Here is a 14,135-nt window from a genome sequence, read left to right as displayed (position 1 = left end):
GCCCACGGCCTGGTCCGGGTGCCAAACTATCCCCTCACAGCCCGATGATCTTCTTCAACTCGGCGATGCGCCTCCTGCTGATGGGCAGCTCGATGCGCGTGCGTCCGGCGGTTCGCAACATGAAGTTCGAACCGGGCATACTCGCGATCTCGGTGACCATGTCCAGGTTCACCAGGTACTTGCGATGCACGCGGAAGAAACGATGCGGGCCTAGCCGGTCCTCCAGGTTCTTGAGCCTGTAGGACGAAAGAAATTTCTGGGTGGCCGTGTGCACGTAGGAATAGTCTTCGAACGCCTCGACGAAGATGATCTGATCGTATGGGATGAGGATGGTCCGGCCGTCCTGGTTGACGGCCAGCTTGTCGATCTCCGGCCGACGGCCCGTGGTCTGGTCCCAGGCGGCCTGCAATGCGGCCAGGAAGGTGTCCTGCTCCTCCTCGGGCAGGGGCAGCTTCACGGTCTGCTCATAGCCATCCCCGGAATCGTCGTCCGGATCGTCCGGGTACGGGACCGGTGGCGGCACCTCCCGAAACCGGGTCTTGAAATTCTGGAGGCGGTCCATGGTCCGGGCCATACGTCCGGGCGCGGGCGGCCAGAGCAGATAATCCGTGGCCCCCAGCTCGAAGGCGGCATAAGCCTGGGTCTCGGAATCGGAAATGAACACCAGCGCGGGCTTGTTCCTGCGCCCGGCGAGCATCTGGGCCATCTCTATGCCCGAAGCCCCGCCAGGCAATTCCACGCCCACGAAGAACACCCCGTAGGGAATGGCCTCAAGCAGCTCCAACGCCTCGAAGGCCGAGACCGCCTCGCCCAGGACCTGAACGAAAGGCACCTCGTCCAGCGCGTCGCGCAGGGCCGTGCGGACCTCGGGGTCTGGATGGATCAGCAGGGTTTTCAGCTTGGGCATGGCGTGTCCGGTCCGTGTTGCGAGACGAAAAACTCCAACTCTTTTTCATCTCTACCCATATTCGGCGCGCTTCGCAAGACGCGGCCTATCCCCGCCGAAACGGATGTGCCGGGAATTGCATTTCCCGTCTTGCCCGAAATCCCGCTTTTCTCTACATTCAGTCATTATGCGCAACCCCTATATCAAACAGCTCGTAGCGTTTCTGCGGTCCCATGTGCTCATGTCGTTCCTCATCTACGGAGCGGCGGCGGGCCTGCTCGCCCTGGCCCTGTGGGTAACCTTCCAGTTCGTCAAGCCGCTGCCGCCGAACAAGGTCACGATGGTCACAGGCGGCGAAAGCGGCGCTTATTACGCCTTTGCCCTGCGGTATGCCGAATTCTTCAAGCAACACGGTTTCGAGCTGGAAGTGCGCACCTCCAACGGGTCCATGGACAACCTTTCGATCATCGACGATCCCGACTCCGGGGTGCAGGCCGCCTTCATGCAGGGCGGCATAGCCGCCCCCGAAGACCATCCGGACCTGGAGAGCCTCGGCAGCCTCTACTACGAACCGGTCTGGCTGTTCACCGCCCGGAGGCTCAAGCCCAAAACCCTGGCCGACCTCAAAGGCCGCAAAATAGCGGTCGGAGCCGAAGGCAGCGGCACCAGCCACCTGGTCCGCCAGCTTCTCGACGCGAACGGCGTCAACGACGAAACCGCCGACCTGCTCCCCCAGGGCTCCGCCCAGGCCGTCCCCGAACTGTTTGACGGCGGAATCGACGCCCTGTTCGTCATCGCCGGAGTGAATTCCAAGGATGTACGCACCTTGTGCGAAGCATACAAAAACGTGACCCCGTACTCCTTTGCCCGGGCCGAAACCTACGCGCGCACCCGCCACTTCCTCGCCAAGCTGACCCTGCCACGGGGCGGCGTCGATCTCATGCGCGACCTGCCCGCCCAGGACGTGACCCTGCTCGCGCCCACGGCCAACCTGGTGGTCCGGGAAGACCTCCACCCGGCGCTCAAATACCTCTTCCTCCTGGCGGCGCAAGAAGCCCACGACAAGGGCGACATGTTCGCCCGCACCGGGCAGTTCCCCAACGGCGAGGCCGTGCTCTTCCCCTTGAGCGACGAGGCCGTAAACTTCTACAAATCCGGCCCGCCCCTGCTCATGCGCTACCTGCCCTTCCAGGCGGCCATCACCGTGGAGCGGCTCAAGATCCTGCTCATCCCCCTGCTGACCCTGCTGTTCCCCCTGTTCAAGATCACCCCGCCCGCCTACCGCTGGCAGATACGGCGGCGCATCTTCAAGTGGTACAAACAACTCAAGAAACTCGACATGGAAGCCTTTCACCTCACCGACGCGGACAAGGCCCGCGAGATGCTCGCCAAACTTGAAGAGATGGACCGCCTCGTCCTAGAAACCTCGGTCCCCCTGTCATACACGGACTATATCTACTCCCTCCGACTGCATATCCGCATGATCCGCCAACGCCTGGAACGCATAGCTGGGCACGAAATCCAAAACACAGGCCACCCTACTGATTAATTGATTACAATGCCTCCGGCGGCCAGGGGGGAAACTTTTGAGAAAGTTTCCCCCCTGGACCCCCTTTCAAAACTTTTTATCGCCGCTTCGCGGAGTACGGCTAACACGTTAAGCCGACTTCTTTTCGGATTTATAAATAGCGCCCCCCGCGAAGCGGCCCAAAAAGTTTAGGAAAGGAGAGGGGATGGGGGTCCGGGGGAAGGGGAGAGGGAAACCCTTTTCTCAAAGGGTTTCCCTCTCCCCTTCCCCCGGCCGCCGGAGGCAAAAAAAAAGCCCCGCACATCAGTGCGGGGCTTTCTCATTGCGTTAACACCGCGACCCGCTACAGCAGGCGGTCGGCGATGGCTTTGGCGGCTCGGCGTCCGGCTCCCATGGCGGAGATGACGGTGGCCGCGCCGGTGACGATATCGCCTCCGGCGAAGACGTTGGGGATGGAGGTTTCGCCGGTTTCCGGATCGGCCTCGACATAGCCCCACTTGTTCAGCGCGAGTTGCGGGGTGGCTTCCAGAAGGATGGGGTTGGGCCGGGTGCCCACGGCGATGACGGCCATGTCGCAGGTGATCTGCTCGGTCTCGCCGTCAAGGCAGACCGGGGCGCAGCGGCCGGACTCGTCGGGATCGCCCAGGGCCATCTTCTGTATGGTCATGGCCTTGAGGCGGCCCTGGTTGTCCCCGTGGAACGAGAGCGGGCCGCACAGACAGCGGATTTTGACGCCCTCTTCGACGGCGTGCCGGATTTCCTCACGGCGGGCGGGCATTTCGTCCTCGCTCCTGCGGTAGACGATGGATACTTCCTTGGCCCCCATGCGCAGGGCGGTTCGGGCCGCGTCCATGGCCACGTTGCCCGCGCCTATGACGGCCACACGCCGGGCCTTGTAGGCAGGGGTGTCGTAATTGGGGAAATCGTAGGCCCGGCCGAGGTTGACGCGGGTGAGATATTCGTTGGCCGAGAACACGCCCACCAGATTTTCGCCCGAGACGTTGAGGAAGCGGGGAAGCCCCGCGCCCACGCCGATGAACACGGCGTTGTAGCCCTGTTCGAACATGTCGCGGACGGTGATGGTCTTGCCGCCCACCCAGTTGGTGCGGAAGGTCACGCCGAGCTTGCGCAGGCCGTCCAATTCGCGGGAGACGACGGTTTTGGGAAGACGGAATTCCGGAATGCCGTAAAGGAGCACCCCGCCGGGCTCGTGCAGGGCCTCGAAGACGTCCACCCTGATCCCGCGCCCGGCCAGGTATCCGGCCACGGTCAGGGAGGAAGGGCCGGAGCCGATGCAGGCCACCTTGAGGTCTTCGCGTTCAAGCGCGCAGGTGGAAAGGTCGGTGACTTCCTCACAGGCGGACTGGGCCGCATAGGTGTCGGCCACGTAGCGCTCCAGCCGTCCGATGGCCACGGGATCGTGTTTCTTGCCGAGGACGCAACTGCCCTCGCACTGGTTCTCCTGGGGGCAGACCCGGCCGCAGACCGCGGGCAGGGAATTGGTCCGCCGGATGGTGTCGAAAGCGCCTTGCAGATCGTCGTCCACGAGGCAGCCGATGAAGCCCTTGATGTCGATGTTCACGGGGCAGCCGTCCTGGCAGGTGGGCTTCTTGCATTGCAGACACCGCTCGGCCTCGATCAGGGCCTGTTCGCGGGAGTAACCCAGTGCCACCTCGTCGAAATTCCCGGCCCGGACCTGGGGGTCCTGATGGGGCATGGGGGTGCGGGCGCGGACTTTCTTCACTTTCTTATCGGCCATTGCACTGACACTCCTTGCTGAACAATTCCATGGATTCCTGCTCCTGCTCCTTGAACTGCCACAGCCGGGTCTTGAGCTCGGCGAAATCCACCTTGTGGCCGTCGAACTCCGGCCCGTCCACGCAGGCGAACAGGGTCTTGCCGCCCACGGTGCAACGGCAGGCGCCGCACATGCCGATACCGTCCACCATGATGGAGTTGAGCGACACGGTGGTCTTGACCCGGAAGGGCAGGGTCACGCGGCAGACCGCCTCCATCATGGGAACCGGGCCGATGGCGACGACCTCGGCCACTTCGTCCTCGGTTTCGAGGATGTCCTGAAGGACTTCGGTGACGAATCCCTTGTGGCCCTCGGAGCCGTCGTCCGTGGCGATTCGCACCTCGGGGCAGAACGAAGAAAGTTCGGAACAGAAGAGAAGAAGGTTCTTGGAGCGCGCCCCGATGATGGCGATGACCCGGTTGCCCGCCTCCACGTGGCCCTTGGCTATATGATGCATGGCCGCGATGCCGGTGCCGCCGCCGACACAGACCACGGTGCCGGATTTTTCGATGTGCATAGGCCGCCCCAGCGGGCCGCACACGTCCATGAACTCGCCGCCCTCGCGCAGGGTGTTCATCTCGGCTGTTGTCTTGCCGACGACGAGATAGACTATCGTTATCGTTCCCTTTTCCCTGTCGCAATCCGCGATGGTCAGGGGAATGCGCTCGCCGTGCGAGCTCACGCGGAGCATGACGAAGTTGCCGGGCTTGGCCTTGAGGGCGACCTGGGGGGCCTCAATGACCATCATGGTGGTCTGGCCCGGAATCAGCTCCTCTTTTTTCAGAATCTTGTAACCCATGTGGACTCTCTCGTTGTTGGAATGACATATCCCCATCCCTTCGGGACACCGAAAAAAATTCAGCGGCAGGGTATTAGCTAGTAGCTCCAAACGGCCAGGGTTGTCAAAATCGTGCAAAAAGCCTATGGTGAAAGCCGACTGATCGGTTTGTATTCGCCAACTCCCATGGACGGGAGGCGGAAAACCACGGGTCCCTCTGGATAGAGCGTGACATGGGTCACAGGGACGGCCGGGCTGCCTTATGCAACGCCTCGGCCTTTTTTTGTCGCAAAAAGAGGCCGGACACCGGAGACAGGCATGAGGATACCCTCGCAGGCTGCCGAACAATACCGCAAGACCGACTCCCTGGCCGAACGCCGGGTGGAGCGGAAAACGGTTCGCCCCCAGGCCCGAACGACGACAACGTCGTTCGGCTTCCGCCTGGGCAGGTTCGGCCTGGACTATCGCGAGGAAACCACGGTCCTCGACCCTTCCCTGTCGCGCTCCGTGAGCGAGCGGGAGCAAAAGGCCCGCGCCTTCATGGCCGAAGCCGAGGTGGAGAGCCTGCGCGCCGAGATCGGCGTGAACGGAGCCGCCTTCCGCGACCGGGAGGCGACCGGAGCCGGCAGCGGCGCGGCGTCGCCCGGCCGGATGAAATCCGCCCTCGCCGCCTACGCCCGGGCCAGGGCTCAAATCCTTCCGCCGCCGGGCAACATGCTGACCGGCGTGGTCTAGAAACAACAAGGCCGCCCTGAAAGGGGGCGGCCTTTTTTCTTGAAACGCTTCCTAATTCCCGGCGTTCGGGCCGTCCGCACGGGCCCGCAACCGGCCCTTGGCCGACATGAGCACGCCCAGCGCGCTGAACACGGTCAAGGCTATGAAGGCCGTGTACATGGCCCTGATGAACAGATCGGCGTTCTCGGCGGTCAGGGCCGCCGGGCCGATGACCACGGCGAACACGCCGCTGATGAAGACCAGGCTGACGGTCATGCCCGTTGTCCGCATGGCCGCCACCACAGCCGAGGCCACGCCGTAGTTCTCACGAGTCACCGCGCCCATGATGACCGCCATGTTGGCCGTGGCGAACATGGCGCTCCCCGCGCCGCACAGGGCCAGGATCAGGGCCGCGAACCACAGCGACGGGAACACGGCCAGAAAGACGGCCGCGCCCAGCCCCGCCGTGGCGATGCTCATGCCCACCGTGGCCACGAGATGGGGCGACCACCGCTCGCACCACTTGCCGCTCACGAGCGAAAGGATGACCTGCATGACCGGCTGCACCATGAGGAGAAGCCCGGCGTCGCTGGCGGTCATGCCCTGGGCCACCTGAAGATACAGGGACAGCAGGAAAGTGATGCCGTAAATGGCCGCGTAGCTGATGAACTGGGCGGCCGACCCCAGGGAAAACGCCGGATTGCCGCTGAACAGGGCCAGGCTGAGCAGAGGGGCCTTGGCCCTCCCCTCCCAGAATACGAAGCAGACCAGGAAGAATATTCCGGCGACGAGCATGAGCGCGCCGTTCGATCCGTCCAGATGCGAACCGCCCTGGGAAAGCAGGATCATGCCCAGGGCGATGAAGACGGCCCCGCCGAAGTCGAAACGCACCCCGTGCCTGATGACCGGTTTTACCGGCAGGGTCCTGATCGAGAGGAACAGGCCGATGGCGCAGGGGATGGCCCCGCCGTAGAAAATCCAGCGCCAGCCGAGATGGGTGACGATGAGCCCGCCGAGCCACGGTCCCATGGAAAGTCCCAGGTAGACCCCGGCCGATGCGATGCCCATGGCTTTGGCCCGCCCGGGACCGGGGTACATGTCCGCGATGAGGGCCAGCCCGGTGGAGACCATCATGGCCCCGCCGCAGCCCTGGAACACGCGCAGGACGATGAATTGGGAAATGGTGTTGCTCAGGGGCAGGATCATGCTCACGGCAGTGAACAGCCCCATGCCGAAGGCGAAGGTGGCCCCGCGCCCGATCTTGTCGGACAGCCGGGTCACGGGAAAGAGAAGCATGGCCACGGCCGAAATGTAGCTGGACTCCACCAGGCCGAGATGGGACGCGCTGGCGCCGAACTCCCGCCCCAGGGCGGGCACGGCCACGGCCACGGCCGAAAGCATGAAGACCAGGGCGAACTGGGAAACGGTAATGGTGTAAAGACCGGCGGTCCTGTCGTCGCGGACGAATTGAAACATATATGTGGATTATCCCGAAGGTTGAATGGTGGCGGACGAAACGGCGGGGCGGCAACCGGCGGACCGGCGTGGGACCGCCGAGTATGCACAATATACGCGGCCGCCTTCCCTGGCAAGGGCGGAGACGGCCCGCTCCCCTGCCTATTCCGCCCCGGATGCCGGGATTTCGATAAAGAAGGTCGCGCCACGGCCGGGGGAGGACTCCGCCCGCATGTTCCCTCCCAGGTGCTCGGTGACGAGAAAATAACACACGGACATGCCGAGCCCGGTTCCCATGCCCGCCTTCTTGGTAGTGAAAAACGGCTCGAAAACCCGGCGGAGGACCTCCTCGGGCATACCCGGCCCGTTGTCCTCGATCTCTATGCGGATGGCCTTGCCTGTGTACCCGCATCGCAGGATGAACCGCGGCGGCCTGCCGGTCTCGCTCCGGGCGGACGTCATGGCCTGCGCCCCGTTGTTGAGGATATTGAAAAAGACCTGCTCCAGCTTGCTCTTTTCGCAGTGGACGGGAAACGGTCCCCCGACGTATTCCCTGTCGAATTCGATGTCCTTGAAATTATAGGTATGCTCCAGATCCTGCCCGTTCCGGACAAGCTCCACAGCCTTGTCCAGGACGACGGCCACGTCCACTTCGCCAGCCTCGCCGTCGGTCCTGCGCGAAAAGCCGAGCATGTTGGTCACCACTTTGCCCGCCCGCTCGCCGGATTCAATGATCGCGTCGAGCATGGCGTCCACGCCCCTGGCACGCACGTACCGCCCTATGGCGTCCATATCCGTGCCGCACGCCTCGGCGGTGCGCCCATTGCGGCCGCCGTCTTCGAGCAGCCGCTTGCGGACGAGCCGGGCTCCGCCCAGAACGGCCGCGAGCGGGTTGTTGATCTCATGAGCCATACCCGCCGCAAGCCCGCCCACGGAAACCATCTTCTCGGACTGGACCATCATTTCCTCGATACGCACTTTCTCAGTGACGTCATCCACCCGGACCACCGCGCCACGGACTCCGTTGGCCACCAGGGGAAACACCGACACGTCGCGGAAACGGCGCTCCCCATCAACATCCTCGGGCACCCGTTCGTGGACCGCCGGAGCACCCTGGGCAATGGCCGCCGCGGCCTTGCGCAACTCCTCGCCAAGGTCGGGCAGGACCTCGGACAGCCTCCGCCCCGCGACCTCGCTCTGACCGAATCCGGTGGCCTCCGCCGCGTGCATGTTCCAATGCGTGATGCATCCTTCGGAATCCACTCCCACCAGTATGGAAGGGAGGGAGTCGATGATGTTGGCCAGGTAGTTGCGCAGGGTCATGACCTCTTCATGGGCCGACCGTATTTCGCGGATGTTGTCGTTGAGCTGGAAATTCTGGTAGGCGATCCAGGACATCTGGTTGGCCAGGAGGAAAAGCGCCCTGCCCACCTCCTCGAACCGCTCCTGGGACATGACCGCGACCTCCTCGAAGGCGCGGAAAAACTCCGCTTCGGCGACCCCGATCTCCCGGGCGTACGCCAGCGCCTTGGCCTTGTCCGCATGTTCGTTGCGCACCTGGCCTATGAGCCAGTTGGCGATATGGCGGCCGTTAACGGAAATGGACGCGCCTCCGCCCCACAGGCCGGAACTCTCGCAGGGCTGAAGAGTCGCCCCCCCGGGATTGAAACGGCCGAGTCCGGCGTCAAACCGCTGGCAATCCGCAAGGCCCTTCTCGGTCTTGCGGATAATTTCGCCGCACAAACGGCAGTAATTGCTCGGGGCGGTAATGGGATCGCCTTCGGGCGTGGAGATGATCGACGCGACTCCCGTAACCGAGGAAAAGGCATCCTGTATCGCCTGAAGTTCCTCCACCTCGAACAAATCCAACAACTCAACTCCATCCGTCGAGGCGATCCCGCCGCCCATGGACGACAGACATTCCTCGGCATCGGCCAGCTCCCGCCGAAGGGCCGACACCTTTCGCTGCAACGCTTCCCTATTCAATTTTCCCCCTATGGTTCATCGAGGATTAAACTTGTCCAATAAAACGGCAGACAAGTCAAACCACCGCCGAGGTCATTGCCATCCCCGCCCCTTTGCCCTAGGCTGGCTCCCCATGTCCGGTTCCGCTCCCACTCCGCGCGACGTCCTTTCCTCGGTATTCGGCTTTCCCGCCTTCATCGGATTGCAGGAAGCCGTCATCGACCACGTCATGAACGGCGGCGACTCGCTGGTGCTCATGCCCACGGGCGGCGGCAAATCCCTATGCTACCAGATCCCGGCCATTCTGCGGCCCGGCGTGGGCGTCTGCGTCTCCCCGCTCATCGCGCTCATGCAGGACCAGGTCCAGGGGCTGACCCAGATGGGCGTCCGCGCCGCCTGCCTCAACTCCGCCATGGACCCCGGGACCGCCTACGACATCGAGCAGATGGCCCTGAACGGGCAGCTCGACCTGCTCTACGTGGCCCCGGAGCGGCTGTGCAGGCCCGGCTTCCTGGACCTCATAGCCCGCTGCAAGCCCTCCCTCTTCGCCATCGACGAGGCCCACTGCGTCTCGCAGTGGGGACACGACTTCCGGCCGGAATACACCCGTCTGTCCGTCATCGGGGAACGCTTCCCGGACGTGCCGCGGCTGGCTCTGACCGCCACCGCCGACGAGCCCACCCAGGCGGACATCGTGCAGAACCTGCGCCTGGAAAACGCGCGGGTCTTCGCCACCGGATTCGACCGGCCCAACATCACCTACACCGTGGTCCCCAAGAAGAACCCCACACGCATGTTGAAGCGGTTCCTCGATGAAAACCATCCGGGCGACGCGGGCATCGTCTACCGCCTTTCCAGAAAGAAGGTGGAGCAGACCGCCGAATTCCTGTGCGACAACGGATTCAACGCGCTGCCCTACCACGCCGGGCTGTCCGCTGCGGAGCGGTACACGAACCAGGAACGGTTCATGCGCGAGGAAGGGGTCATAATGGTTGCCACCGTGGCCTTCGGCATGGGCGTGGACAAGCCCAACGTCCGCTTCGTCTGCCACCTGGAGCCGCCCAAATCCCTTGAAGCCTACCACCAGGAGACGGGACGCGCCGGACGCGACGGCCTGCCCGCTTCGGCCTGGATGTGCTACGGGATGCAGGACATCGCGGTCCTGCGCTCCATGATCGACGCGGGAGAGGCGGGAGAAGCGCGCAAACGGCTGGAGCACGCCAAGCTCGGCTCGCTCTTCGCCTATCTGGAAACGGCCTCCTGCCGCCGCCAGGCGTTGCTGGCCTATTTCGGCGAGCACATCGAGCCGTGCGGCAACTGCGACAACTGCCTGACCCCGGTGGAAACATACGACGGCACCGTGACCGCCCAGAAGGCCCTGTCCAATATTTTCCGCACCGGGCAGCGGTTCGGCGTCGAGCACCTGGCCCAGGTCCTGACCGGGGCGCGGACCGACCAGGTCATCCGCTTCGACCACGACAAGGTGTCCACCTACGGCATAGGCAAGGACCTGAGCAGGGACGAATGGAAAACCGTCTACCGCCAACTGTTGGCCGCCGGGCTTGTCTCCGTGGACCTCGACAGGTTCAACGCCCTTGCCCTGAACGAACGGTCCTGGCCCGTGCTCAAGGGCGAACGGCAGGTGCGCCTACGCAAGGACCCGGTCCTGCCCGCGCGGGCCCTGAAAAAGAAAAGCCGGGGATCGACCCTGGCCAAGGACATCCTGACCAGTTGGGAAGCCGAGACCCTGTTCGACAGGCTGCGCGAACTGCGCCTCTCCCTGGCCGAAGCCCAGTCCGTGCCCCCCTACGCCATCTTCGCGGACAAGACCCTGCTCGAATTCGTGCGCTACCGGCCCCGCGACCTGGAGGAATTCGGCTGCATGTCCGGCGTGGGCGCAAGCAAGCTGGACCGTTTCGGCCAAGCTTTCCTGGAATGCCTCAAGGCCCACGAGGAGGAGCACGGCAGACCCGCGAACATCCCCGAAATTCCCCAGGAGTTGCTTGACGCGCGCAGACGGGAAGCGACGGAGAAACCCGATTTCACCGCCACGGCCCAGGCCACCCTCGACCTTTTCCTCGAATTCGGCGACATCGAAACCGTGGCCGACAAGCGAGGCCTCAAGCCGTCCTCCATCTGGCGGCATCTCATCCTGGCCGTGAACATGGGAAAAATCGACTACCGCCGCGCGGCCGGCCTGCCCGACGCCGACCTGGAAAAGGTGGAATCGACCCTGCGCCAATTCCGGTCCAAGGGCGTTTCGGCCCTCAATCCGGTATTCGAGGCCCTGGAAGGCGCATTCCCCTATGATCTGCTCCGCCTGGTCAAAGCGGGCCTGGACCGGGCCTAGCCCGTTCGCGCGCCCAAGCCGACACCCTTCCCGCCCCATCCCCGCACACGCCGCCGATTGCGGGGATCATCCCTTCCGAGCAGCCCGACTCCTATTCCCCCTTGCCAAACCCGGCCTGAGTGTCCATATTGGCCCCACCAATTGAAAAAGGTTATCAACATGAAGAAAATAACGGCACAGGTTAAGGGAATGCACTGCGCCGCCTGCTCGGCGCGCATCGAAAAGGTGGTCGGCAAAATGGACGGCGTGGACAACGTGTCCGTGAACCTGGCCGCCGAAACCATGGACCTATCCTACGATCCGGCCGCCGTGACCACCGAAGAGGTGGGCGAGCGGATAAAGGGGCTCGGCTTCGAAGCCGAGTTCCGGGAAATCCCCGAAACCGAGGCCGGCGGGCTGTCCTCCCTGGACCTCGATCTCGGCGGGATGCACTGCGCGGCCTGCTCGGCGCGCATCGAGCGGGTTGTCGGCGGACTGGACGGCGTGTCCTCGGCCTCGGTCAACCTTGCCGCCGAGACCGGCAACTTCGTCTTCGACCCCTCGCTGGTCTCCCGCCGGGAAATCCGCGAAGCCATCTCCGGCGCGGGCTTTTCTTCCGAAGTGCGAAGCGAGGAGGCCGGTCTCTTCGAGAAACGCCGCCACGAGGCCGAGCAACGGCTGAACGCCCAAAAGCGGGCTCTCATCCCGGCATTCTGCTTCGCCCTGCCCCTGCTGGTCCTATCCATGGGCCACATGTGGGGGATGCCCCTGCCCGCATTCCTCGACCCCATGCACTCCCCGGCCACCTTCGCCCTGGTCCAGCTCCTGCTGACCCTGCCCGTGGTCTGGTCGGGCCGCAATTTCTACCTCCAGGGCATTCCGGCCCTGCTCCGCGGCGGCCCGAACATGGACTCCCTGGTGGCCATGGGCACGGGCGCGGCCTTTCTCTATTCCCTCTGGAACACCGTGGCGCTCCTTTTCAATCTGGGCGACCCGCACGTCCTGGCCATGGACCTGTACTACGAGTCCGCCGCCGTGCTCATCGCAATGATATCCTTGGGCAAATATTTCGAAGCCCGCAGCAAGCTCAAGACCTCGGACGCCATCCGCGCGCTCATGCAGCTCGCCCCGGACACGGCCACCCTGGTCCGCGACGGCGTACAGGTCTCCATTCCCCTCGACGAGGTGGAGCCGGGCGACCTGCTGCTCATCAGGCCCGGCGAACGCATCCCGGTGGACGGCACCGTGACCGAGGGACGCTCCTCGGTGGACGAATCCATGCTCACCGGCGAACCCATGCCCGTCGGCAAGCAGCCGGGCGACACCGTGGCGGGCGGCACCCTGAACGCCTCGGGTGCCCTGACCATGCGCGCCGACCGCGTGGGGAGCGACACCGTGCTGGCCCGGATCATCCGGCTCGTGCAGGAGGCCCAGGGTTCCAAAGCCCCCATCGCCAGCCTGGCGGACCGCATCAGCTACTATTTCGTGCCCGCGGTCATGCTCACCGCCCTCGCCGCAGGACTCGCCTGGTACTTCATCGGGCAGGCGGGACTCCCCTTCTCACTGCGCGTCTTCGTGGCCGTCATGGTCATAGCCTGCCCCTGCGCCATGGGACTCGCCACCCCCATGTCCATCATGGTCTCGGCCGGACGGGGCGCGCAGCTCGGCGTGCTCATCAAGTCTGGTCGCGCCCTGGAGGAAGCGGGCTCCCTCGACACCGTAATCTTCGACAAAACCGGCACCCTGACCCACGGGAGGCCCGAGCTGGCCGCCATCACCATGGTCAGGGGAACCATGGCCCAGACCGAAGCCGTCTACCTCGCCGCCGCAGCCGAAAGCCGGTCCGAGCACCCGCTTGCCCGGGCCATCGTGCGCTACGCCGAGGAAAAGAACCTGGATTACCCGGCCCCGGACGATTTCGAAGCCATCCCCGGCAAGGGCCTCAAGGCGAAAATAGGCTATCGTGAAGTAATGATCGGAAACTGGGCGCTCATGCAGGAGCACGGCCTTGGTTTCGGTGAGGACGGCTTCGCCGAGGAGGCCGTGGGCCACTACGAGAATCAGGGCGCGACCGTGGTCTACTTCGCCTCCGAGAACAAACTCAACGCCCTGTTCGCCATTGCCGACGAAATGCGCGACGAGACCCCCGAAGTAGTCGCGGCCTTGAAAAAGGCCGGGATAACCCCGGTCATGCTCACCGGCGACAGCCAGGTCAATGCGGGCGTCATCGCCGAACGCGCGGGCATCGACAAAGTCATCGCCGGAGTCCTGCCCGACCGCAAAGCCGAGGAAGTGGCCCGGCTCCAGGCCGACGGCCGCAAGGTGGCCATGGTCGGCGACGGCATCAACGACGCGCCCGCCCTGGCACGGGCCGACATCGGCATCGCCATGGGCTCGGGCATCGACGTGGCCGTGGAGTCCGGCGACGTGGTCCTGATGCACTCGGACCTGAAGGCCATCCTGACCGCGCTGAACCTGTCCAAAGCCACCATGCGCAATATCAAGGAAAACCTGTTCTGGGCCTTCGCCTTCAACGTCATCGGCATCCCCGTGGCGGCGGGCGTATTGCACATCTTCGGCGGCCCCACCCTGAACCCCATGATCGCGGGCACGGCCATGGCCATGAGTTCCGTGACCGTGGTCACCAACGCCCTCAGACTGCGATTTTTCAAGGGATAAACC

At 64.2% G+C, this 14,135-nt stretch carries 9 protein-coding genes; 4 read left to right on the top strand and 5 right to left on the bottom strand.

Translation table 11 applies throughout. The features are described 5' to 3' along the window. Positions 1-34 precede the first annotated feature (34 nt). Complete coding sequence (locus tag PSN43_RS02095) at positions 35-907, bottom strand: LytR/AlgR family response regulator transcription factor (protein ID WP_272699059.1); 873 nt, start codon at positions 905-907, stop codon at positions 35-37. 166 nt (positions 908-1,073) lie between these two features. Between PSN43_RS02095 and PSN43_RS02090 the strand changes: the two genes are divergently transcribed. Next, positions 1,074-2,435: a TAXI family TRAP transporter solute-binding subunit gene (locus PSN43_RS02090; protein WP_272699058.1), complete on the top strand. Its 1,362-nt coding sequence runs from the start codon at positions 1,074-1,076 to the stop codon at positions 2,433-2,435. Positions 2,436-2,757: 322 nt separating this feature from the next. On the opposite strand, the gene gltA is transcribed toward PSN43_RS02090, so the two are convergent. Both gltA and PSN43_RS02080 read right to left on the bottom strand, forming a co-directional pair. Further along, a complete protein-coding gene (gene gltA / locus PSN43_RS02085; protein ID WP_272699057.1) occupies positions 2,758-4,173 on the bottom strand; it encodes an NADPH-dependent glutamate synthase in 1,416 nt (471 codons plus the stop codon). After that, positions 4,163-5,011, bottom strand: coding sequence for a sulfide/dihydroorotate dehydrogenase-like FAD/NAD-binding protein (locus PSN43_RS02080; protein WP_272699056.1), 849 nt, complete (start codon positions 5,009-5,011; stop codon positions 4,163-4,165). The genes gltA and PSN43_RS02080 overlap by 11 nt, the downstream gene beginning before the upstream one ends. Before the next feature lie 297 nt (positions 5,012-5,308). Between PSN43_RS02080 and PSN43_RS02075 the strand changes: the two genes are divergently transcribed. After that, complete coding sequence (locus PSN43_RS02075) at positions 5,309-5,725, top strand: hypothetical protein (RefSeq protein WP_272699055.1); 417 nt, start codon at positions 5,309-5,311, stop codon at positions 5,723-5,725. Positions 5,726-5,776: 51 nt separating this feature from the next. On the opposite strand, the gene PSN43_RS02070 is transcribed toward PSN43_RS02075, so the two are convergent. Continuing rightward, on the bottom strand, positions 5,777-7,180 hold the full coding sequence (locus tag PSN43_RS02070; RefSeq protein WP_272699054.1) for an MFS transporter: 1,404 nt from the start codon (positions 7,178-7,180) through the stop codon (positions 5,777-5,779). Between the two features lie 141 nt (positions 7,181-7,321). Next, positions 7,322-9,145, bottom strand: coding sequence for a PocR ligand-binding domain-containing protein (locus PSN43_RS02065; protein WP_272699053.1), 1,824 nt, complete (start codon positions 9,143-9,145; stop codon positions 7,322-7,324). Positions 9,146-9,257: 112 nt separating this feature from the next. On the opposite strand from PSN43_RS02065, the gene recQ reads away from it, so the two are divergent. Further along, positions 9,258-11,474 carry a DNA helicase RecQ gene (recQ, locus tag PSN43_RS02060; RefSeq protein ID WP_272699052.1) on the top strand — a complete coding sequence of 739 codons (2,217 nt, stop codon included), beginning with the start codon at positions 9,258-9,260 and terminating at the stop codon, positions 11,472-11,474. 159 nt (positions 11,475-11,633) lie between these two features. Further along, positions 11,634-14,132, top strand: coding sequence for a heavy metal translocating P-type ATPase (locus tag PSN43_RS02055; protein ID WP_272699051.1), 2,499 nt, complete (start codon positions 11,634-11,636; stop codon positions 14,130-14,132). Positions 14,133-14,135: the final 3 nt, after the last annotated feature.

It is taken from the genome of Desulfovibrio sp. Fe33 (assembly GCF_028532725.1).
In the GTDB taxonomy this organism is placed as follows: Bacteria; Desulfobacterota; Desulfovibrionia; order Desulfovibrionales; family Desulfovibrionaceae; genus Pseudodesulfovibrio.
The sequence above is the reverse complement of the archived record's forward strand: the minus strand, read 5'-3'. Positions and strand labels throughout refer to the sequence as shown.